The organism is Hydrogenophaga sp. (genome assembly GCF_030656115.1).
Taxonomy (GTDB): domain Bacteria; phylum Pseudomonadota; class Gammaproteobacteria; order Burkholderiales; family Burkholderiaceae_C; genus Hydrogenophaga.
This window is the reverse complement of record NZ_JAUSOO010000069.1, coordinates 1-21,151: the sequence shown is the minus strand read 5'-3', so window position 1 is coordinate 21,151 and position 21,151 is coordinate 1. Positions and strand designations below refer to the sequence as shown.

Genomic DNA, 21,151 nt, shown 5'->3' with positions numbered 1-21,151 from the left:
GGCTCGCGTGCCGTGTTGCCTCAGTCTTTGCCGGGTTGGCGCGCTTGTGCGCAACGCACCGAGAGCAGTTCAAAGCGGCCCGGTGCGTTGCCCAGGCGGGCCGCCGTCAGGCAGCCACCCCACACGCAGCCGGTGTCCAGCGGCAGCACGCCTTCGCGCTGCACCGCCCCCAGGGTGGACCAGTGGCCAAACGCCACCGGCACGTTGGCGGTGCGCCGCCCCGGCACGTCAAACCACGGTATGAAGCCGGGCGGTGCGGTGTCGGCGTTGTCTTTGGCTTCGAACTCCATCACGCCTTGTGCCGAACAAAACCGCAGCCGGGTGAGGGCGTTGACGATCACCCGCAGGCGCTCGGCACCGCGCAGGCTGTCGCTCCAGAAGTCGGGCTGGTTGCCGTACATGCCCGTCAGAAAATCAACCCAGTCGGGACTGCGCAGCACCGACTCCAGCTCGCCGGCCAGGGCCAGTGTCTGGTTCAGATCCCACTGCGGCAGCACGCCGGCGTGCACCATCAGCCAGCCGTGTGCGTACAGCGCCATGGGCCGCTGGCGCAGCCAGTCGAGCAGGGCGCTGCGGTCGGGCGCGCTCAAAATGTCGGCCACGGTGTCGCTGCGGTGTGGCTTGCGCACCCCGTGCGCGGTGGCCAGCAGATGCAGATCGTGGTTGCCCAGCAGGCCGTGGGCCGAGCCCTCCAGCGCCATCAGGCGGCGCAGCACCGCCAGCGACTGCGGCCCCCGGTTCACCAGGTCACCCAGCAGGTACAGCGTGTCGCGACTGGGTGAAAAATCGATTGTTTCGAGCAGGCGGCCCAGGGCTTCGTCGCAGCCCTGCACATCGCCAATCATGTAAGTTGCCATCAGCCGATTATGGACATCCTCCTCATTGTTTTTCTCACGTTGCTCAACGGCGCTTTCGCCATGTCGGAGCTGGCGCTGGCCTCCAGCCGCAAGGCGCGTCTGGCCGCCATGGCCGAGGCGGGCGACAAAGGGTCCATCACCGCGCTGAAGCTGCTGGAAAACCCCACCCAGTTCCTGTCGTCGGTGCAGGTGGGCATCACCTCCATCGGCATGCTCAACGGTATCGTGGGTGAAGCCGCGTTCAGCGGCAAGCTGGCGTTGTGGCTGCAAACTTTTGGCATGACCGTCGCCACGGCCAACGTGACGGCCACGGCGGTGGTGGTGGTGGTCATCACCTTCATCACCATCGTGTTTGGCGAGTTGGTGCCCAAGCGCATTGGCCAGCTTTACCCCGAGACCGTGTCGCGCTGGGTGTCGCGCCCGATGGCCTTTGTGGCCAAGGCGGCCAAGCCGTTTGTGTGGCTGCTGACGCAGACCACGCAGGGCATGCTCAAGCTGTTGCGCATCGACACCAACGCGGTGCAGCATGTGACCGAAGAAGAGATCAATGCCAGCCTGGAAGAGGGCGTGGACGCCGGCATCATTGAAGAGCACGAACACCAGATGGTGCGCAATGTGTTCTTGCTCGATGACCGCCAGCTCACCTCCATCATGGTGCCGCACGCCGAGATCAAATGGCTGGATGCGCAGGACAGCATCGATGACGCGGTGCAAAAGGCCTGGACCACCGGCCATTCGTGGTACCCGGTGTGCCGCGGCGGGCTCGACGACGTGGTGGGTGTGATCCACCTGCCGCGCATGCTGGCGCTGCAGTCCGAGGGCAACAACGAACCACTCATGCGCCATGTGCAGCCGGCCGTGTTTGTGCCCGAAACGCTGACGGGCATGGAGTTGCTGGAGCAGTTTCGCGAGCGCGCCACGCGCATGGTGTTGGTGGTGGACGAATACGGCGTGGTGCAGGGCCTGCTGACCCCGCTGGACATGCTGGAGGCGATCACCGGCGAGCTGTCGCCCGAAGCGGCGGTGGATGCCTGGGCCACCCAGCGCGAAGACGGCGCCTGGCTGGTGGACGGCGCCATGCCGGTGGCCGAGCTCAAGGCCCGGCTGGACATTGAAGCGCTGCCCGACGAAGACAAGGGCCGTTACAACACCGTGGCCGGCCTGATGCAGACCGTGGCGGGTGACCTGCTGCAACAGGGCGACGCGGTCGAGGCCGCAGACTGGCGTTTTGAGGTGCTGGTGCTCGATGGCCGGCGCATCGACCAGGTGCTGATTGTGCGCCTGCCTGGGGCTGGGCCCGCAACCGCCTGAAGCCGTCAGGCGATGCCTGCGGGCCGTTGCTCGCGGTGCTCAAACAGCCAGGCCTTGAAGGCCAGCGCTGCGGCTGAGAGCCGCTTGCCCCGCGGGTACACCACATGCCAGCGGCGAATGAGCGGGAAGCCCAGCACGTCCAGCAGCACCAGCTCGCCCAGCGCCAGTTCCGACACCACCGTGGTGCTGGACAGCACCGCCAGGCCCAGGCCACCCGCCACGGTCTGTTTGATGGCCTCGTTGCTGCCGACTTCGAGCCGGTTTTTCAGCGTGACCCCCTGGGCGGCAAAAAACCGCTCGGCGGTGAGCCGGGTGCCCGAGCCGGGCTCGCGCAAGATGAAGGGTTGATTCATCAGCCGCTGGGGTGCCAGTTTTTTTTTGCCCACCAGCGGGTGGTTGGGCGGTGCCACCAGCACCAGCGGATTGTCGGCAAAGTCTTCGCACACCACGTCCATGTTGTCGGGCGGCTGGCCCATGATGTAGAGGTCGTCCTGGTTGGCCGCCAAACGCTGCAGCAGGTTTTCGCGGTTGCCCACGAGCATGGCCACGTCGATGCCCGGGTGCGCCGCGCAAAAGCCGCCCAGCAGCTTGGGCACGGTGTATTTCACGGTGGTCAAGATGGCCAGCTTCAGGCTGCCGCGCTCCACGCCCTGCAGCGCCGCCAGGTCTTGCGACAACCGCTCCATGCGGCCCTCGATGTCTTCGCAGGCCTCGGCCAGCGTCTGGCCCGCAGCGGTCAAAAAGATCTTTTTCCCCAGTTGCTCGAACAGCGGTTGCCCCACCGTTTCCGACAGCTGCTTGACCTGCAGCGACAGCGTGGGCGGCGACAGGTGCAGCGCTTCGGCTGCGCGTGCAAAGCTGCTGTGGCGGGCCACCGCCAGAAAAATGCGCAGCTGGTGCAGGGTGGCGTGGCGCAGTTGCATGGATGCAGCTCCAATACATTTATAAAAATCTACCGTAATCGTCTAAACATTTTACTTTTATTTATCTTTTGGGTGGCCAACAATCCGCACCAGTTCAACGCAAAACGCTTGGTTTCAAAAGCGGTTTACCCCAGGTTTATCCCCGCGTTGAGCACCGCAGTCCCGCATTCAGAACCACCCGAACAGGAGCAAGCATGGCCACGAAAACCTACAACGCCGGTGTCAAGGAATACCGCAGCATGTACTGGGAACCCCACTACAGCGTCAAAGACACCGACATCCTCGCGGTGTTCAAGATCACGCCACAGCCCGGCGTGGACCGCGAAGAAGTGGCCGCCGCCGTGGCCGCCGAGTCGTCCACCGGCACCTGGACCACCGTGTGGACCGACCTGCTGACCGACCTGGACTACTACAAGGGCCGCGCCTACCGCATCGAGGACGTGCCCGGCGATGACACCTGCTTCTACGCCTTCGTGGCCTACCCGATCGACCTGTTCGAAGAAGGCTCGGTGGTCAACGTGCTGACCTCGCTGGTGGGCAACGTGTTCGGCTTCAAGGCGCTGCGCGCCCTGCGCCTGGAAGACATCCGCTTCCCGATCGCCTACGTGAAGACCTGCGGCGGCCCGCCCCACGGCATCCAGGTCGAACGCGACATCATGAACAAGTACGGCCGCCCGCTGCTGGGCTGCACCATCAAGCCCAAGCTCGGCCTGTCGGGCAAGAACTACGGTCGCGCCGTCTACGAATGCCTGCGCGGTGGCCTGGACTTCACCAAGGATGACGAGAACGTCAATAGCCAGCCGTTCATGCGCTGGCGCCAGCGTTTCGACTTCGTGCAGGAAGCGATTGAAAAAGCCGAGCGCGAAACCGGCGAGCGCAAGGGCCACTACCTGAACGTGACCGCACCCACGCCCGAAGAGATGTACAAGCGCGCCGAATACGCCAAGGAACTGGGCTCGCCGATCATCATGCACGACTACCTGACCGGTGGCCTGTGCGCCAACACCGGCCTGGCCAACTGGTGCCGCGACAACGGCATGCTGCTGCACATCCACCGCGCCATGCACGCCGTGCTCGACCGCAACCCGCACCACGGCATCCACTTCCGCGTGCTCACCAAGGTGCTGCGCCTGTCCGGCGGCGACCACCTGCACTCCGGCACCGTGGTGGGCAAGCTCGAAGGCGACCGCGCCTCCACGCTGGGCTGGATCGACATCATGCGCGACAGCTTCATCAAGGAAGACCGTTCGCGCGGCATCTTCTTTGACCAGGACTTCGGCTCCATGCCCGGCGTGATGCCGGTGGCATCGGGCGGTATCCACGTGTGGCACATGCCCGCACTGGTCAACATTTTTGGTGACGACTCGGTGTTGCAGTTTGGTGGCGGCACGCTCGGCCACCCCTGGGGCAACGCCGCTGGCGCTGCCGCCAACCGCGTGGCGCTGGAAGCCTGCGTCAAGGCCCGCAACGAAGGCGTGGCGGTGGAGAAAGAAGGCAAGACGGTGTTGATGGACGCCGCCCAGCACTCGCCCGAACTCAAGATCGCCATGGAAACCTGGAAAGAGATCAAGTTCGAATTTGACACAGTGGACAAGCTCGACATCGCCCACAAGTGAACCGGTTCGGACACAGCTTCATTTTTTAAAGGACATCCATCATGAGCATGCAAGACTACAACTCCCGCCTCTCCGACCCGGCCAGCCGCAAGTTCGAGACCTTCTCCTACCTGCCCGCCATGACCACCGAGGAAATCCGCAAGCAGGTGCAGTACCTGGTGAAGAAGGGCCTGAACCCGGCCATTGAACACATTGAGCCGCAGTACCTGATGGACTCTTACTGGTACATGTGGAAGCTGCCCATGTTTGGCGAAACCGACGTGGACGCGGTGCTGGCCGAATGCGAAGCCTGCCGCCAAGCCAACCCGGACAACCACATTCGCCTGATCGGCTACGACAACTTCAAGCAGTCGCAGGGCGCGAGCATGGTCATTTTCCGGGGGAAGACGGTTTGATGGTGGAAATGGGCTACAGCCGCTGACCCACGCCTGCCCCCATCCCAACCTTCCCCCAGAGGGGGAAGGAGTAAGACGAAGAAATCCACCTCCCAATTTCCCCGGTGGGACAAGGAAAAGGACACCACGGCCCCTGAGCGGGGGAATGTCTGACTCCCTCCCCCTCTGGGGGCGGGTTGGGGTGGGGGCTCCCCGAACCCCGGTATTCACCACGAACACCAGAGAGCGTGACACGGTGCGCCTGGCGCAGTGAGGTTAAGGGGGAGACGGCCACAGGCCGTCGGAGGACACGAACGGAGTCAGGCGCGCCGTGTCACGCGGTGCAGGCCAAAGGGGAAAAGTAGCCACGCGGCACCTCCCCACAGAACAAAAGCAAAAGCCCCGCATGAAGGACAAGGAGACGAACATGGACAACACCTTAGACGCCTACCGCGTCACAACGCAACCCTACTACCGCCCAGTGGCCGACGAGGTCGAACTGTATGAGGCGGCCTACTCCGTGCGCATGCCCATGATGCTCAAGGGCCCCACCGGTTGCGGAAAAACCCGCTTTGTCGAGTACATGGCCTGGAAGCTCAACAAGCCGCTCATCACCGTGGCCTGCAACGAAGACATGACCGCCAGCGACCTGGTTGGCCGCTTCCTGCTCGACGCGCAAGGCACCCGCTGGCAAGACGGCCCGCTGGCCCTGGCCGCGCGGCACGGCGCCATCTGCTACCTCGACGAGGTCGTGGAAGCGCGGCAAGACACCACGGTGGTGATCCACCCGCTGACCGACAACCGCCGCGTGCTGCCGCTGGAGAAAAAAGGCGAACTGGTCAAGGCCCACCCGGACTTCCAGATCGTCATCTCCTACAACCCGGGCTACCAGAGCCTGATGAAGGACCTGAAGCAGTCCACCAAACAGCGCTTCGGCGCGCTCGATTTCAACTACCCCGAGCACGCGGTGGAAACCGAAATCGTGGCCCACGAAACGGGCGTGTCGGCTGATGTGGCGGGCAAGCTGGTCGGCATTGCCGAGCGTGCGCGCAACCTCAAAGGCCACGGGCTGGACGAAGGCATTTCCACCCGCATGCTCATTTACGCGGGCAGCCTCATTGCCCAGGGTGTGGCCGCGCAAGCCGCCTGCCGCGTGGCCCTGGTGCGCCCGATCACGGACGACCCCGACATGCGCGACGCGCTCGACGCCGCCGTCGCAACATTTTTCTAAGCGGCCATGAGCATCCACCTGCACGACCACACCGAGTGGATTGATCAACTGGAACCGGCCTCGCGCGAGCTGCTGGAGCACAGCTGGCACGAGGCCACCAAGGTGTTTTCAGCGCGTGGACTGGACAACTACGTCAAGGGCGCTGCCGCCCTGCGCGGCCTAGGGCGCGGGCACGAACTGGTCAACGCCTGGATCGACAGCGCTCCGCAGGTGGCCCAAGAGGTGGGCGAAGACGTGGTGGGCGAACTCGCCACCACCGCGCTCATGCTGGCGTCCAAAACCTCGGGTGCGGTGATTGAACTGGTGCTGGCCACCGCACCCACGGCAGCGCGCCGCCTGGCCGATGGCGCGCTGTTCATGCAGTACCTGCAATTTTTGAACACCCTGGTGGCGCAGGCACCGCGCGGGCTGCGGCCGATGCTGGGGCAGCTCGACGCGCTGTTTGGCCAGCTCACCCTGGGCGGCCTGCGCCGCTGGGCCACCTGGGGTGCGCAAGCCCATCGCACGAATTACGAGGAGCAGGTGCAGTACTTCGGCTTGCAGTCCAAAGAGTCGCTGGCCATGCTGCAGAAAGAGCGCAAGGGCACGCTGCTGGTGGACGTGCAGCGGCGCATCAACATGTATTTGCGCGCGCTCTGGGGGCGCGACTTCTACATGAAGCCGACCGCGGGCGACTACGAACGCCGCGAAGGCTACCGCCCTTTCATCGAGGACTACTTCATCCACCTGCCCGACGCCTACGACGCAGTGGACGGCAATGCCGGCACCGTGGACGCCACCCAGCTGTACCGCGCCGCTGCCGCCCACGCCGCAGCCCACGTGGTGTTCACGCGCCAGCCGATTTCGGCCGAATCGCTGAGCCCCTGGCAGATGGCGCTGATCGGGCTGGTGGAAGACGCACGGGTCGAGGCGCTGACCCTCGCCCGCTTCCCCGGCATGCGCCTGCTCTGGGCACCCTTGCACACCGTGCAGGCCACGCAGCACGCCACAGCCGGCGACTGGCTCAACCGCCTGGCACGCGCACTGCTGGACCCCACGTACGACGACGCCCACCCATGGATCAGCCAAGGCCGTGCGCTGCTGGCCGAGGCGCTGCCACGCCTGCAGGCCGATCCGCACGACAACACCGTGTCGTGGGAGTTGGGCGTGCAACTCGCGCACAGCTACCGCGAACGGACCCAAGGGCCCACGTTCCAGCCGCGCACCGACCTGCAGACCGCCGCCTACCGCGACGACAACCGCTACTTCTGGGCCTTCGACGGCTTCGACTTCGAGCGCAGCATCGCCGCCGGCTTCGAGCCACCGCAGCAACTGCGCAAGCAAGTCAACCTGATGGAGTTTGTGAACGAGCTGGAAGTGGAGGGCGCTGGCGACGACGCGCAGGAAATCTGGGTGCTGGGCACCGAACTCTTTCCCTACGAAGACCTGGGCGTGTCGTTCAATGAAAGCGAAGGGCGCGAGCCGGTGCTGCCGCCGGTGCACTACGGCGAGTGGGACCACATGATTCAGCTGGAGCGCCCAGCCTGGGCCACGGTGCAAGAGCGCCGCCCCAAGGCGGGTGACGTGGCGGTGATCGACGGCATTCTGGCCGAACACCGGCGCCTGATTGGCCGCATGAAATACATCCTGGACGCCATGCAGCCGCAGGGCGTGCAGCGCATCCGCAAGCTGGAAGACGGCGACGACATCGACCTCAACGCCGCGCTGGCCTCGGTGATCGAGATGCGCATGGGCCGCCAGCCCGACCCGCGCATCATGATGCGCAGCGTGCGCAAGACGCGCGACATCTCGGTGCTGGTGCTGCTCGACCTGTCTCAATCAACGAACGACAAGGTGGCCGGGCAGGACCACACGGTGCTCGAACTCACGCGTTCGGCGTGTGCGTTGCTGGCCGATGCGATCCAGAAAGTGGGCGACCCGTTTGCCATCCACGGCTTTTGCTCCGACGGCCGGCACGACGTGAACTACTGGCGCTTCAAAGACTTCAACCAGCCCTACGACGACACCGCCAAAGCGCGCCTGGCCGGCATGACCGGCCAGCTCTCCACCCGCATGGGCGCGGCCATCCGCCACGCCAGCGCCGCACTCAAGGCGCAGCGTTCAACCAAAAAACTGTTGCTCGTCATCACCGACGGCGAACCGGCCGATGTGGACGTGCGCGACCCGCAGTACCTGCGCCACGACACCAAGAAAGCGGTGGAAGAGGCCGGGCGCAATGGCGTCATGACCTACTGCATGAGCCTGGACCCGCGCGCCGACCAATATGTGCGCCGAATTTTTGGCGAGCGGCATTACATGGTGGTGGACAAGGTGGAACGCCTGCCCGAGAAGCTGCCGGTGCTTTATGCTGGCCTCACCCGATAACCTGAAAGTCCCCATGATTCACACCCGCACCCACAGCTACGCCGGCATGGACCAGGAAGACCACCACGGCATGACCATGACCGGGCGTGTCATCCGCGACGCCTGGGTGTTCGGCGTGCTGCCCGAGGGCGATGGCTTTGCCGGCAAAAGTGCCGGCGACATGCAAAACCTGTTCGAGGCCGTGCACAAAGCCTGGGAACCCTACGGCCAGTTGCCCAGTCGCTTGCCGCCCGAACTGGCCCAGCGCCACGCCCGCATCCACGACCACGCCGTGCAGCGCGCCAAGGCCGCCGGCTGGAGTGCGGAGCTGGGCGACGACGACTGAGAGGCTGAGCGGTTCGCTGAACCGGCCGTGGCAGGTTTTCAGGAGCGCCTGCTCAAAGCCCTTCGTCGATCAGCGCGCGCAGCGTGGTCTCCAGCGCGTTGGTCAGGCTGAGCAGCTCTTGCCGCAGGTGCTCAGGCGTTGCCTGGGGCGTGTAGGCGGTACCGTTGGACGGCGTTTGCAGCTGCCGCATGCGCTGCTGCAGTTGTTGCAAACGGCCCCAGTGCGCTCGGGTGCGGCAGGGGTGGTCGGAGGCCAGCAGCTTCAGCCACTGGCTGATGAAGTCGTCCCCACACCGCAGCCGGGAGTGCGCCACGCACGTGGTGGATTCGGTGGCGGGTTCCGTGGCATGGAGCAAGCCGTTGCGGCAGCGCGCGAGTTCGGCCAGCGCAAACAGCAGCAGTTGGTGGTCCGAACCCAGACGGGGCAACCCCAACCACGCCACGGGCGGCTTCCAGGTGCGGCACCAGTCCGCCAATTCGGCCGCCGGCATGGGCCGCGCAATGGCGTAGCCTTGCGCATGTTCGCAGCCCATGCGCAATAACGCACAGCCGTGCGCGGTGGTTTCCACTCCTTCGGCAATCACTTCGCGCTGGAACGCCCGGGCCAGGCCCAACACGCCTTGCAAAATGGCCAGGTCGTCGGGGTCTTCCAGCATGTTGCGCACGAAGCTTTGGTCGATCTTCAGTTCCTGCGCGGGCAAGCGGCGCAGGTAGGTGAGCGACGAGTACCCGGTACCGAAGTCGTCGAGCGAGAAATCCACCCCCAGCGCCTCGCAGCGCTGCATCAGAAGCGACACCTCGTCCATGTCGTTCAGTGCGGTGGTCTCCAGCACCTCCAGGCGCAAGTCACCCGGCTCCACGCTGGGTTGCTGCGCCAGTGCCTGTTCCAGCAAGGGCACCAGGTCGCTGGTGAGTTGCTGGGCGTTCAGGTTGAGGCTGATGGTCAGGCGCAAGCCTTGCGCTTTCCAGTGGGCGATTTGTCTCAGCACGTCATGCAGCAGCCACCCGCCCAGGGCCAAGCCCAGGGCATGGTTTTGGATGGTAGGCAAGAAGTGCGCGGGCAGCTGCAGCCCCCGCGTGGGGTGGTTCCAGCGCACCAGCGCTTCTGCACCCAGCACCTGGCCGGTGCGCATGTTCACTTTGGGTTGGTAGTGCAGCACGAACTCGCGATTTTTCAGCGCCTGGCGAACCGCGTCCAGGTTCTCGTGCAGTTCACGCAGCGATTGATCGTGCGACGTGTCAAACACGTGGTAACGGTTCTTGCCGCTGATTTTGGCCTGGTACATGGCCTGATCGGCCTGGCGCATGAGTTGGTCGGCGGTGGTGTTGTCGGTCTGGGGGTAGAACGACAGCCCCAGGCTGGCCGATACCTGCAGCGAGGGGTATTTCTCGCTGTGCACCGGTTCGGCAGCGGCCAAACGCAGGCGTTCCAGCACCGGCAGGCTTTCCGCAAATTCCGACAGCTCCGACAGCACGGCCACGAACTCGTCCCCACCCAGCCGCGCCAGGGTGTCGCCTTCGCGCAGCGCTTGTTTCATCCGCTCGGCCAGCGCGATCAGCAGCATGTCGCCGGCGGCGTGGCCGTGGTTGTCGTTGATGGCCTTGAAACCGTCCAGGTCCAGGAACACCACGGCCAACTTTTTGCCCCGCCGTTCGGTCTGCACCATGGCCTGTTGCAGGCGGTCGCTCAGCAAAGTCCGGTTGGGCAGGCCGGTCAGTGCATCGAAATGGGCAATGTGCTCCAGTTGCTGTTCGTGTTCTTTTTGGCGGGTGATGTCGGAAAACAGCGCCACGTAGCGCAGCACGTGGCCATCCGAGCCCTGCACCGCGCTGATGGTCAACAACTCGGCGTACACCTCGCCGGACTTGCGGCGGTTCCAGATTTCACCGGTCCAGCGACCCTGTCCGTTCAGGCTGGCCCACAGGGTTTCGTAGAACGCCTTGCCTTGCCGCCCGGAGCTGAGCAGGCTGGTGCTGCGGCCAATGACTTCGTCGCGCGCATAGCCGGTGATGCTGACGAAGGCCTGGTTCACGTCGATCAGGGTGCCCGCCGGGTCGGTGATCATGATGGCTTCCTGGGCGTGGCTGAACACGCTGGCGGCGAGTTGCAGCGCATCTTCTGCGGCTTTGCGTTGGCTGATGTCCTGGTGCACGCCCACCATGCGCAGCGCGTGCCGTTCGGCATCGCGTTGGGTGATGCGCCCGGTGTCCTGAACCCAGAGCCAGTGGCCTTGCGCATGCCGGACCCGGTGCTCGCAGACGTAGTTGGCGCTGCGCCCCTGCAGGTGTTCGGTGAGCTGTTGGTGCACCCGCTCCAGGTCTTGCGGGTGCACGCGGTGCTCCCATTCGCTCACATGCACGGTTTCGCGCGGCTCCAGTCCCAGCATCTGGCACCAGCGCGGCGAGACGATGACCTGGCCGCTGGGAATGTCCCAGTCCCAGGCGCCCAGGTCGCCGCCTTCCAGCGCCAGTTTCATGCGTTCCTCGCTGTCGCGCAGCGCGGCCTGCATGCGGGTTTGCTGGCTGATGTCGGTCAGCACCCCCGCAAAATGTTGCAGCGCGCCCTGCGCATCGCGGATGGCGTTGATCGACATCCTGGCCACGTAGGTGTGGCCAGCGGCGTGGCGGTTGATCACCTGCCCTTTCCAGGTGCCTTGCTCCAGCACGTGCCGGAAAACATCGGCAAAAAAGGCGGGGCTGTGCTCGCCTGAGCCGAGCAGTCGGGCATTTTTCCCCAAGGCTTCATGGGCCTTGAAGCCCGTCAGGGTCTCGAACGCGGGGTTGACCGACTGAATGTGTCCTTGTGCATCGGTCACCACGATCGCGTCGGACGCGTTGTGCACCACGCGCTGGTCCAGTTGGCGCTGCTGGTCCAGCTCGTTTTGTTGCCTGGCCAGCCGTTCCCGGTAGATCCAGAGTGCCCAGCCCAGGATGCCCAGCAGCAGCAGCAGCGGGATCAGTCCCAAGGCGCGCCGCTGGGATTCGTGGACCCAGCGGTCCAACACCACGCGTTGGGGTAGCCAGACGCTGACGGCCAGCGGGTATTGGCTGGAGGCCCTGTAGCTCATCAGGCTGGAGGCGGGTGCGTCTGCTGTGTCTGCGCTGTCGGCGTCTTGCCAGGTGCGGGTGGCAAAGTCCTGCGCTTCCATCCATTGCCCCAGGGTGTGGGCACGGGAGGCCAGGGTGGGTGCGGCTGCACGGTTGTCGGTGGTGCTCAGGTGGGCACCGTCGTAACGGACCCACTGTGCCTGCAACGCGTCGGCGCCGAACAACACGCTGGCCTGGGTATGGAAGTGATCGAAATTCAGCGCGACCACCCACCAAAACACACGGCCGTCTGCCGTCCAGGGCAGGTACATGGGCACAAAACTGCTGGCCTCGTGAGCGGTGGGTCTGCTGGCGGCTTCAGGCCATTGTGCCCAGTCGCGTCCAGGCATGGCTTGACCCACGCGCACCACCGGAACGTCGGGCATTGCCTGGGGGTACGCGCTGCGCAGGTCAATGTGGGTGCGGACGTTGTCGGCGTTGGAGCTGGCCACGATGCGGCCCTCGCTGTCGGCAATCGACAGCGAGCGGGCAAATGGCATGCTGCGCACGCGGCGTTGCAATTCCTGATTCAGCCCGGCCATGGAGCCGGGGTTGTCGGTGAATTGCTCTTGCAAAGCCTGCCCCGACAGTTCCAGCACACGCAGCGCCTGTGTCAGGCTGTCTTCGAGGCTGGTGGCGTGCAGCCGGGTGGAGGCCAGGCCATCTTGAATGGCCTGTTCCCGCAGGCGCAGCGCCGTGTAGCCGAATGCGCCCAGCCAGGCCACCAGCACCGCGGCCGCCACGGCGGACCAGAGCAGGCGGGACGCGCGGTCCAGTTCAGCGCTCAGCATGGAACACGTCCGGCGTCAAAACCAGCAGCCTCAACGGCTCAGCGCGCCACAATGGGTTCCAGCCCATGGCGCTTGGCGTTGTTCAGCAGCCGACCATCGGCTTTCATGGCCACCAGTTCTTTTTCAACCCGGGCGTGAAAGGCGTCGTCGCCCGGTTTCATGGCCCAGGCGTAAGAGGTCAGGTGGTACGTTTCGGTGGGTGCCACCAGCCGCGCCCAGTCGTTTTGCTCCAGCATGCGGCGGCTGAAGGGGTAGTCGGTCATGAACACGTCGGCCCGGCCCGCCTGCACTTCTTGTTCGCGAGCGGCCGGGGTGTCCACCACCTTGAGCTGGGCTTGCTTGAGCCGGGCTTTCATCAGGTTTTCGTGCAGGGTGCCTTTGGCCACCACGACCACGGTGCCTTCCTGGTCGATGTCGGCCCAGTTCTGGATGCGCCGGTTGGTGCGCGTGGTGATGGCGTACACATCGCTCACCAGGTGGGGCTGTGTGAAGCGCAGTTTGTGGTGCCGCTGCGGTGTGATACCGATGGCAAACATGGCCAGGTCGCACCGGTCTGACGTGACGTCGTCCACCAACCGGGCAAAAGAGCTGTCTACGAACGCCACTTGCACGCCCAGGGCGCTGGCCAGGTCGCGGGCGTTGTCAATGTCAATGCCGCTTAGTTGCAAGGACCTGGGGTTGCGGTAGGTGATGCTGTAGTAATCGGGCCAAATGCACACGCGCAAGGTGTTGCTGGAGGCCATGCGTTGAAGCCTGGTGCTTTCATCTGCCACGGCCAGGGTTGACAGGCCCATGCCCAGCAAACCCATCACAAGAAAAAGCCGATTCATGGCAGCGTTCGGAAGTGGTCAAGTGCGACGGAAAGTAAGTGCCGCAGTCTATCGCATCGCTTTTTGCGCAGGCTACTCCGTGCCATCGGCATGGTTTTGCTGCCAACAGTGGGCGCGCTTGCCAGCGTTCAACCCGCGAACCAAGCGGCCCTGCGATCAGCCGGGCAAGGCTGCGGCGGGCTGGGTTGGCCGGTTCACGCCTTCGACCCGGCCCAGCGTGCCAAACAAATTCTTCGGGTCCGCCAACTGCGGAATGAGCGCCATGTGCTCGCCCATGCCCAGCGCAACTGCGCTGTCCATCATGAAGCGCAGGGCCGAAAAGTCTTCCAGTGCGAAGCCCACCGAGTCAAACACGGTGACCTGCTCGGCGCTGTCGCGCCCGGCGCGTTCGCCGCGCAGCACCTGCCAGAGTTCGGTCACGGCAAAGTCGGCCGGCTGGTGCTGGATCTCGCCCTCCATGCGCGATTGCGGCTCGTATTCCACAAACACCTTGGCCGCGTTCAGGATGTCGCCGTGCAGCTCGGTCTTGCCCGGGCAGTCGCCACCCACGGCGTTCAGGTGCATGCCGGGCTGAATCATGTCGGGCGTGAGGATCAGGGCCATCGCCTTGTCGGCGGTCACGGTGGTCACGATGTCGGCGCCGTGCACGGCCTCCGCCGTGCTCTGGCACACCGTGATCTGCAGGCCGCTGCCCTTCAGGTTGGCCACCAGCTTGGCGCTGGCGGCGGGGTCCACGTCAAACACGCGCAGCGCTTCAATGCCCACCAGGTGCTGGAACGCCAGCGCCTGAAACTCGCTCTGCGCGCCGTTGCCAATCAGCGCCATCACGCGGCTTTCGGGCCGGGCCAGCGTTTTGGCGGCCAGGGCCGACATGGCCGCGGTGCGCAGCGCGGTGGTCAGCGTGAGCTCGCTCAGGAAGAGCGGGGCGCCGGTGTCCACGTCGGCCAGCACGCCAAACGCCATCACCGTGGAGAGCCCCAAACGCGTGTTGCCGGGGTGGCCGTTCACATACTTGAAGCTGTAGCGGTGGTCGTCGGCCACGGGCATGAGCTCGATCACGCCGTTTTTGGAATGCGCCGCCACGCGGGCGGTTTTGTCAAAGTCGGCCCAGCGCAGAAAGTCGGCACGGATGTGCTCGGCCATGTGTTGCAGGCAGTGCGGCAGGCCCAGGCGGCGCACCAGCTCGGCGGCTTCGGGCGCGCTCAGGTACAGGGTGCCGGTGTCGCGGAATTGGGTGATTGCGGTGTTGTTCATGCTCGTCTCCGGTGGGTTGGCGTCGGCTTGCCAAGCTGTGCACCCAGTTTGCCGGTGTGGCGCGGCAATGAAAATCGGCAAGAACGTAGAAAAATGGCAGAAAATTGCACATTCCGGCAACCTTGATTGGCGTTTTGCCCATGGACCAACTCGACCAACAACTCATTGCCCTGCTGCGGCAAGACGCCCGGCTCTCCGTGGCCGACCTCGCGCACAAGCTCCAGGTGTCGCGCGGCACCGTCACCAACCGGCTGCGCAAACTGGAAGACACGCAGGTGATCGTGGGCTACACCGTGCGCCTGCGGCCCGAAGCGCAACCCGAGCGCATCAAGGCCTGGATGGGGATTCAGGTGGAAGGCAACCAGACCCGGCGGGTGATCGCCAGCCTGCTGGGCGAGCCCGGCGTGGCCGCCCTGCACGACACCAACGGCCGCTGGGACCTGCTGGCCGAGCTGGAGGTGGGGAGCATGAAAGAACTGTCGGACGTGCTGGAGCGCGTGCGCCTGATCAGCGGCATTCGCGGCACCGAAACCAGCATCCACCTGGCCAGTTACCGCTGAGTTTCGTCCCCCGCCGCGACACCTCCGGCGCCGGCCCGCAGGTACCATGTGCGCCCACAACACAACGAGGAGACACCCGTGATTCGAACCTTGAAATGGCTGGTGGCGGCCGTGCTGCTGCTGGCTTTGCTGGCCGCGCTGGGGGCCTACGGATGGCTGCGCAGCGCGGGCCGCGCCCAGGTCGACGGCGAGCTCAAGCTCAGCGGCCTGACTGCGCCGGTCAAGGTGCTGCGCGACGGCCACGGCGTGCCCTACATCTTTGCCACCAACACGCCCGACCTGTTTCGGGCCCAGGGTTTCGTCACCGCGCAGCACCGGCTGATGCAAATGGAGCTGTTTCGCGCCACCTGGCGTGGCGAGCTGGCCGCCAGCTTTGGCGAAGCGGCCCTGCCCAGCGACATCCGCATGCGCGTGCTGGGCATTGCCCGCAACGGCGAGCGCCATGCGCAAAACATATCCGCTGAAACCCGCGCGTTTCTGCAACCCTATGTGGACGGGGTGAACGCCTATGTGAGCGAGCACACCGCCGACCACCCGGTGGAGCTGCGCATTGCCGGGCTGGCGCCGCGCCCCTGGAGCGTGGCCGACCTGGTGACGCTGGTGCATTTTGTGCACCACACCCACGCCACCAATTTCAAAACCGAGGTGGTGGCACAAAAGCTGATCGACCAGATCGGCCCAGAGCGTGCCCGCGAACTCTTTCCGCTGCTCAACAACCCCGACTGGCCCGACAGCAGCGTGCGCCGCCAGGCCGCCGCACCAGCCCCTGCGGCCGAACACACCGCCGCGCTCGGCCTGAACTGGGAGCACCTGCTGGTGCGCCCCGACACCCTGAACCACCAGGGCCTGGGCTCCAACAACTGGGCCGTGGGCCCTTCGCGCAGCGCCTCGGGCCACGCCATGCTGGCCAACGACCCGCACCTGGACAACCGCATCTTGCCCGGCATGTGGCACCCCGTGGGCCTGTTCGCCCCCGGCATCCAGGCCGTGGGTGCAGCCCTGCCCGGCGTGCCTGGCATTCTGGTGGGGCGCACACAGCATGTGGCCTTTGGTGTGACCAACGCCTATGGCGACGTGCAAGACCTCTACATTGAAACGCTGGACCCGGCCAACCCCCAGCACTACCTGGACGGCGGGCGCAGCGTGCCGTTGGGCACCGTGAACGAAACCATTCGCGTGAAAGACAGCGCAGCCCCCGGCGGTGTGCGTGAGCACGCACTCACCGTGCGCACCACGAAACGCGGCCCCGTCATCAGCGACCACCCCGGCCTGGGCCCCAAGGGCGACAAGCTGCTGGTGCTGCGCTCCACCGACGCCGAAGTGCTCGGCCCCGTCATCGGCCTGGAAGGCTTCTTGACCGCGCCCAACGCCGCCGCCTTTGATGCCGAGGTGCAAAAGATCGACCTCATGATGTTCAACTTCGTGTTTGCCGACGCGCAAGGCGCCATCGGCCACCGCGCCAGCGGCGCCGTGCCCATCCGCGCCGGGGCCGACGGCAGCGCGCCCCGCCTGCCCCCGGCCGACGGTGGCGACGACTGGACCGGCTTCATCCCCAAAGACCGCATGCCCGGCCAGCTCAACCCCGCGCGCGCCTGGGTGGGCACCGCCAACCACGACACCCGCCCCGACGGCTTCCCCTGGTACTACACCAACTACGTGGCCCCCGACTACCGTTACCAGCGCATGCGCCAGGTGCTGGGCAGCGCCACCCAGATGCGGGTAGACGACCACTGGGCCCTGATGCGCGACGACCGCAACCTGCAAAGCGACGTGCTGCGCCCGCTGCTGGTCGCCGCCCTGCAAAACGACCCCGCCCACGCCGACCTGGCCGCGCTGCTGGCCGCCTGGGACGGCGTGGACCGCGCCGAAGCCGCCGCGCCGCTGGTGTACCAGGCGCTCTACCGCGAAGTGGCGCTGGGCACCTTTGTGGACGAACTCGGCGCCGACACCGCGGGCGACATGCTGTCCAGCTGGTACTTTTGGCAGCAGCGCTTTGCCGCCCTGGTGGCCACGCCCAACGCCGCGTGGTTCGACGATGTGCGCACCCCCGACCGCCAGGAAACCCTGGCCGATGTGATCCGCAGCGCCGCCCCCCGCGCCCGCGCCACCATCGAGGCGCAGCAAGGCAAAGACGTGTCGACATGGCAATGGGGCAAAGCCCACCGCCTTGCCTTTGTGAGCCCGCTGCGCCGCAAAGGCGCCGGGCAAGAGCTGGTGGGCGGCTTCTCCATCGACAAGTCCGGCAGCGGCGAAACCCTGAACCGCGGCGTGTACGACTTCATGGCCCCGTTCGACACCAAGTTCTTCGCGTCCATGCAACTGGTGGTGGACTTTGGCGACCCCGACAAGATCGAAGCCGTGCTGGCCGGCGGCGTGAGCGAACGCCACTTCCAACCCCACCAGAACGACCAGGCCCGCCTGTGGGCCGCCGGCCAGCGCACCGCATGGTGGTTCAACCCGGTGCAGGTGGAGGCGCATGCGGTGGCGCGGGCTGTGTTGGTGCCTTGAGATTTTTGGTCTTCACCAAGTGACCCGCCCGCAGCGGGTTGGTGCCAGAATTCGGGCATGTCACTCCCACTCCCCAACACCCCCCTGACCGCGGCCGAATACCTGGAATGGGAAGCTACCCAGGAAACGCGCAGCGAGTTCATCAACGGACAGGTCTACGCCATGGCCGGTGGCACATTGGCGCACAACGCAGCCACGCTGGCCACCGGTGCCAGCCTGCGACAACACCTCAAAGGTGGCCCTTGCCGTGCGTTTGTGTCCGACGTGCGGGTGCGAGTACAGGCCAGCAACAGCTTTTTTTACCCCGATGTGGTGGTGGCTTGCCAACCCACCGAGTTGGCCGACCCACAATCCATGGCCCTCGCCGAGCCCAAGGTCATCGTCGAAGTGCTGTCCCCCAGCACCGCCGCCTTTGACCGAGGCGGCAAATTTGCCCACTACCGCCTGCTGGACAGCCTGCAAGAGTACGTGCTCATCGACCCCGATACGGCCCAGGTGGATGTGTTCCGGCGCAACGCCGCCAACCGCTGGGAGCTGTTCCCCAGCATGGGTGCCAGCGCCAGCGTGGAACTGGCCAGCGTGGAACTGGCCAGCGTGGGCTGGGTGGGCGTGGTGGCGGATTTGTTGGAATAAAACCGGACCTACAGCGCTCGCTGGGACACTTTTCACCGGTCGATATTTTCAATGACTGGCGCAAGAAAAAGCCGGAGCTCTTCAATAAGCGTGTTTATAAACAGGCGGAACTTGACAGTTAGAGACTCCCGGCTACCCGATTAGGCTGGGGCGCGGAGTGGAAGGTTTTCACAGTGCGGCTGCCTGAAATTTTGGTGTTGCACTTCACTTGTCAATTCACGCTGATGGTAGATGAGAGAGATATCGACCTGAACAACACTTGACACTCCTCATCGTCGTCTCAGTTTTTCGATGAGCAACTCAACTATGTGATTGATGTTCAATCCAATTCCGTTGAAGTTTGGCTCAAGAATTACAAACTTGTTAAGCCCCTCAAGAGCCTTGATTAAGGCGCCATCCTTAGGCTCCTCAGAGATTTTCTGGATAAGCTCTTTTGCTGCCCTGAAAGGATGTTCTGCTGTATTGAACGAGAAGAAAACGGCGCTCTTTATACCTGCTGCTGTATCCAGTGGCTGCCTAGTGACTAGGAGGCCAGGCAGGTGGTCTCTGACATTTTTTATGTAGAAATCTTGCAAGGGAGAGTGCGGGGAGTCTTTCATATCTCCGAGTACGCTCATTTCACACCCAGAGGCTGGAAGCAGGACCGCGACATTGGGGCCCGTTGATAGGCCGAGTTCTGCTGCTCTTTTTAAAAAGACCTCATGTAAATCGCTTTGGCGATTCGACATGTATGGCTCTGACAAGAAGTAGACGTACACCTTTGCACTACTTGATGAGAACCCAAGATAAGTCTGTGAAATGTACATATGCGTAATTTGATGGAACCTAACACTTAGCGTTTATCTACCGCACCAGCCAAGCCAGCCAGCGGCGATGACGTCATTCGCGGTGGGTGTTCCATGTTGAGCTAAACCGCAGCAGAGGCGGTGGTGTGGGAATCAACGGAATAGGGGATTGATGATTTCAGCCCCCGCCATGGGAAGTCATTATGGCTTGACTGGGCGCCTGCAAAGTCCTTTTTCGGGCCACAGTTCCGGTCTGTTGCGCGGCCACCGCCACATTTTTCTCAGCCCGTGAGCGGCGCAATCGGGCAGCCCAGCCAAGCGCCCACACCCGCCCCTGGCGCAACTGTTTGTTGAGCAGTTGAACCAGGGGTTTGAGGTGTTCATAAAGACGGTGGTGACGGTCTCGATCACGGCCCCTGCGCTGGTGGTGCCCGGCTGTTGGCTTTTCTGGCGCTGCACTCAAACGGGTCTGGCAGGTGTTTGGCTCTCGCCAAGGTCTGCACCACACCCAGGCGCCCTTGCTGGCACACCGGGCACTGGTGGATGTTCACCCGGGCCACCCGCGCCATGAAGTCTTGCGCGCATGCCTGCGCCTTTGGGTTGGGCGCGGGCATGTGCAGCGCCGCTCTGGCCTGCGCCAGCTTGGTCCCGTTGGGGTTGGCCAACAGGCCGTAGTGCCGAATGCGTTTGAGTCCGCTGGGCAGAACGTGTTGCATGAAGCGGCCAATGAAGTCTGGCCCGCGCAGGCGCAGCGTGCGCTTCTTTCCCTGCTCACCCGCCTGGCCTTCGCTGCGTTTGGCGCGGGCGCTGATGACGACTTCATCACCCTGCAGACTGAGGATGCGCTCGTTGCCAATGGCCGTGCGGTGGGTGCAAGGCACCTCCAGCACTTGATTCAGGCGCGCTTGCAGCCAGGCGTCTTTGGCGCGCGCGCCGCAGGTGGAGCAGTGGCGGTTGCGGCAGGAGTGGTTTGCCAGTGGCGGTGTCCGCCGGTAGTGGCGCGTGAGGCGGCTGATGGATTCGGTGTAGCACTCAATGGTGCGCACCGACAGGCTGCGCAAAACACCATCTTTTGCAAGCCCTGCACCCTGCAAAACGCGGTGGCAGTGCTTGCGCACCAGCCACCGCGTCAGCGGTTTAGTTCAACGCAATGCATACCGCAATACCTACGGAATAAACTGGATGGTACGGAATATTCTGGTCACAGCATTTTCCATGAAATTTATATGCATCAATGACTTGCGAGATTTTTCTCGCGTTTCGCACAAATATATAAAACCCGGCACACCCGTTTTCCACCCAACCCGCCACGCGATCCAATCCGTGATCTCATCCGGTACTTGCACTGTAGCCCCAAATCCGATGTGGCCAACCTGACCCAGATCCATTTCGCATTCTGTTGTCCAAAAATGCACCGACCAGCCGCAAAGGCCGTTGTGTCCATTCAGCCGGCTCTGTTGCACAAAGCTGCCCAACCGTACTGGTAGCCTCCACCCATGACCGAACCCAAGGACGCCAAGACGCGCTACAAGACCACCAACTGGGCCGCGTACAACGCCGCGCTCAAAGCCCGAGGGTCGCTGACGATCTGGCTGGACAAAGACATGCAGTGGTACGCCCCGGCCAGTGGCAAGCGAGGACGCCAGCGAATCTTCTCCGAGGCAGCCATTCAGTTCTGCCTGAGCATCAAGTGCCTGTTCAAC

Annotated in this window: 17 protein-coding genes; 10 read left to right on the top strand and 7 right to left on the bottom strand. The window is 64.3% G+C overall.

Features of this window, described 5'->3' with window-relative positions; genetic code table 11:
- Nucleotides 1–20: 20 nt before the first annotated feature.
- Nucleotides 21–857 carry a symmetrical bis(5'-nucleosyl)-tetraphosphatase gene (locus Q7J58_RS09785; RefSeq protein ID WP_304826889.1) on the bottom strand — a complete coding sequence of 279 codons (837 nt, stop codon included), beginning with the start codon at nt 855–857 and terminating at the stop codon, nt 21–23.
- Between the two features lie 9 nt (nt 858–866).
- On the opposite strand from Q7J58_RS09785, the gene Q7J58_RS09780 reads away from it, so the two are divergent.
- The gene (locus Q7J58_RS09780) at nt 867–2,168 is read left to right on the top strand and encodes a hemolysin family protein (protein ID WP_304826886.1); all 1,302 of its coding nucleotides are present in this window, start codon (nt 867–869) and stop codon (nt 2,166–2,168) included.
- A 5-nt stretch (nt 2,169–2,173) separates the two neighbouring features.
- Here Q7J58_RS09780 and Q7J58_RS09775 read toward each other — a convergent pair whose 3' ends face one another.
- Nucleotides 2,174–3,091, bottom strand: coding sequence for a LysR family transcriptional regulator (locus Q7J58_RS09775; protein ID WP_304826883.1), 918 nt, complete (start codon nt 3,089–3,091; stop codon nt 2,174–2,176).
- A 194-nt stretch (nt 3,092–3,285) separates the two neighbouring features.
- Between Q7J58_RS09775 and Q7J58_RS09770 the strand changes: the two genes are divergently transcribed.
- The 5 genes from Q7J58_RS09770 (at nt 3,286) to Q7J58_RS09750 (ending at nt 9,001) form a co-directional block, all read left to right on the top strand.
- The gene (locus Q7J58_RS09770; protein WP_304826880.1) at nt 3,286–4,707 is read left to right on the top strand and encodes a form I ribulose bisphosphate carboxylase large subunit; all 1,422 of its coding nucleotides are present in this window, start codon (nt 3,286–3,288) and stop codon (nt 4,705–4,707) included.
- A gap of 41 nt (nt 4,708–4,748) precedes the next feature.
- Nucleotides 4,749–5,102: a ribulose bisphosphate carboxylase small subunit gene (locus Q7J58_RS09765; protein WP_304826877.1), complete on the top strand. Its 354-nt coding sequence runs from the start codon at nt 4,749–4,751 to the stop codon at nt 5,100–5,102.
- A gap of 406 nt (nt 5,103–5,508) precedes the next feature.
- A complete protein-coding gene (locus Q7J58_RS09760; protein WP_304826874.1) occupies nt 5,509–6,312 on the top strand; it encodes a CbbQ/NirQ/NorQ/GpvN family protein in 804 nt (267 codons plus the stop codon).
- 6 nt (nt 6,313–6,318) lie between these two features.
- Nucleotides 6,319–8,676 (top strand): nitric oxide reductase activation protein NorD, encoded by a 2,358-nt coding sequence (locus Q7J58_RS09755; protein ID WP_304826871.1) that lies wholly within the window; start codon nt 6,319–6,321, stop codon nt 8,674–8,676.
- A 13-nt stretch (nt 8,677–8,689) separates the two neighbouring features.
- Nucleotides 8,690–9,001, top strand: a complete 312-nt coding sequence (locus Q7J58_RS09750) for a hypothetical protein (protein ID WP_304826868.1) — start codon at nt 8,690–8,692, stop codon at nt 8,999–9,001.
- A 52-nt stretch (nt 9,002–9,053) separates the two neighbouring features.
- Here Q7J58_RS09750 and Q7J58_RS09745 read toward each other — a convergent pair whose 3' ends face one another.
- The 3 genes from Q7J58_RS09745 to Q7J58_RS09735 all read right to left on the bottom strand — a co-directional run bounded on the left by Q7J58_RS09745 (nt 9,054) and on the right by Q7J58_RS09735 (nt 14,962).
- Entirely contained in the window at nt 9,054–12,878 is a 3,825-nt protein-coding gene (locus Q7J58_RS09745) for an EAL domain-containing protein (RefSeq protein WP_304826865.1), read from the bottom strand.
- 38 nt (nt 12,879–12,916) lie between these two features.
- On the bottom strand, nt 12,917–13,708 hold the full coding sequence (locus Q7J58_RS09740; RefSeq protein WP_304826862.1) for an ABC transporter substrate-binding protein: 792 nt from the start codon (nt 13,706–13,708) through the stop codon (nt 12,917–12,919).
- A 156-nt stretch (nt 13,709–13,864) separates the two neighbouring features.
- A complete protein-coding gene (locus tag Q7J58_RS09735) occupies nt 13,865–14,962 on the bottom strand; it encodes an ornithine cyclodeaminase (RefSeq protein ID WP_304826859.1) in 1,098 nt (365 codons plus the stop codon).
- Between the two features lie 140 nt (nt 14,963–15,102).
- Here Q7J58_RS09735 and Q7J58_RS09730 point away from each other — a divergent pair, with 140 nt between their 5' ends.
- The 3 genes from Q7J58_RS09730 (at nt 15,103) to Q7J58_RS09720 (ending at nt 18,663) form a co-directional block, all read left to right on the top strand.
- On the top strand, nt 15,103–15,522 hold the full coding sequence (locus tag Q7J58_RS09730) for an Lrp/AsnC family transcriptional regulator (RefSeq protein WP_304826856.1): 420 nt from the start codon (nt 15,103–15,105) through the stop codon (nt 15,520–15,522).
- A 78-nt stretch (nt 15,523–15,600) separates the two neighbouring features.
- A complete protein-coding gene (locus Q7J58_RS09725) occupies nt 15,601–18,030 on the top strand; it encodes a penicillin acylase family protein (protein WP_304826853.1) in 2,430 nt (809 codons plus the stop codon).
- Nucleotides 18,031–18,087: 57 nt separating this feature from the next.
- Nucleotides 18,088–18,663 carry a Uma2 family endonuclease gene (locus Q7J58_RS09720; RefSeq protein ID WP_304826851.1) on the top strand — a complete coding sequence of 192 codons (576 nt, stop codon included), beginning with the start codon at nt 18,088–18,090 and terminating at the stop codon, nt 18,661–18,663.
- 269 nt (nt 18,664–18,932) lie between these two features.
- On the opposite strand, the gene Q7J58_RS09715 is transcribed toward Q7J58_RS09720, so the two are convergent.
- Nucleotides 18,933–19,469: a hypothetical protein gene (locus Q7J58_RS09715; protein WP_304826848.1), complete on the bottom strand. Its 537-nt coding sequence runs from the start codon at nt 19,467–19,469 to the stop codon at nt 18,933–18,935.
- Between the two features lie 386 nt (nt 19,470–19,855).
- Nucleotides 19,856–20,509 (bottom strand): transposase, encoded by a 654-nt coding sequence (locus Q7J58_RS09710; RefSeq protein ID WP_304826846.1) that lies wholly within the window; start codon nt 20,507–20,509, stop codon nt 19,856–19,858.
- Between the two features lie 435 nt (nt 20,510–20,944).
- Here Q7J58_RS09710 and Q7J58_RS09705 point away from each other — a divergent pair.
- Nucleotides 20,945–21,151 (top strand): transposase (locus Q7J58_RS09705; protein ID WP_304826842.1); only part of this gene is annotated, 207 nt, incomplete at its 3' end.